The sequence below is a fragment of the Mesorhizobium sp. M0909 genome (genome assembly GCF_040319515.1).
In the GTDB taxonomy this organism is placed as follows: domain Bacteria; phylum Pseudomonadota; class Alphaproteobacteria; order Rhizobiales; family Rhizobiaceae; genus Mesorhizobium.
The window spans coordinates 1-1,141 of record NZ_JAMYOA010000064.1; the positions used below are offsets into that span (position 1 = coordinate 1).

Sequence of the window (1,141 nt, forward strand, 5' to 3'; positions counted from 1 at the left end):
GACGTCGGGCCAATTCTTCCACTGGCCATTCGTCAACATGATGCTTGAGAGGAAACTCGACCCGGTCGCTCTCGATCATAGAAAGGTAGGAGCCCAGGTTGAGTTCGGCCGTGCCCGCCACGTGATTGAAGCCGAGCGGCGCGGGTTTCCCCGTGTTGATCCAGTCCCGCAGGTCTGCGAACATTGCCGACCATGCGAGGCTGTCCGTATCCTCATAGTTCTCCTCCCGCGCTCCGGAGGAGGAGTACACTCTGAGCTTGTCTTCGGCGAGGACTACGATCGCGCCGCGGCTGCCGGTAAGCGCCATTGTTACGCCGTCGTTGAGATAGTGGATGCCGGTCTCGAGAACCGCCCGGGCGCCACCGGGAAACTCCATGTAGGCAACCGCGTGATCCTCCATCGCGTGGCCATAGAATCGGCGATTTGTCACGCGTGCCTGGGCCAGCACCCATTCCGGCATATTGTCATCATGAAAGAAGCGGAACATGTCAAACCAGTGCGAACCCCATTCACTCAAGTCCCAGCCATCGCCAATCGCCGCCGTTACAACTAGGCGCTCCCCGATCTCGCCCGAGGCGAAGATGTCCCTGGCACGGGCAAACGCTTTCATATAGCGCCGATAGTGAGGGACAATGATTTTAGTGCCCGACGCGGCGATAAGCGCTCGCAACTCCTTGAGTTCAGCTGGTGAGGCGACGAACGGCTTCTCGCACACGATGCCTCTGACGCCAGCAGCCACACACGCTTTGATCATGCGGAGGTGGAGTCCGACGTATGTGCAGATGCTGACCACATCTGGCTTAGTATTCTCGAGCATTTGCTCGATGTTTGAGTAGCCAATGACATCGAACTTCTCTTTGAAATTCTTTAGATGGTCCGCGTCGATATCGGCCGCTGCGACCATTTCGAAACCTGGCGTGCTCCCATACGTGCGAGCGTGGCAGTAGCCGATACCCATTCCTTCGGCCCGGCCAACGCCGACGATTGCAGCACGAAGGGGTTCAACCTGTTTCACACTAAATACCTTTCTATTAGGCGCCGACAGCTTCAACGAAGCGCGGCAAAGGCAAGAAACTCGCGCTCGATGCTGTCCGGGTCGGGCCAGCCATCATGTACGACGATGCGATATTTGAGGTTGAGC

1 protein-coding gene is annotated in these 1,141 nt (G+C 57.7%); it reads right to left on the minus strand.

Annotation, left to right across the window (positions count from 1 at the left end; all coding sequences use genetic code 11):
• Positions 1-1,015 (minus strand): Gfo/Idh/MocA family protein (locus tag NKH83_RS31530; protein WP_352809073.1); only part of this gene is annotated, 1,015 nt, incomplete at its 3' end.
• Positions 1,016-1,141: the final 126 nt, after the last annotated feature.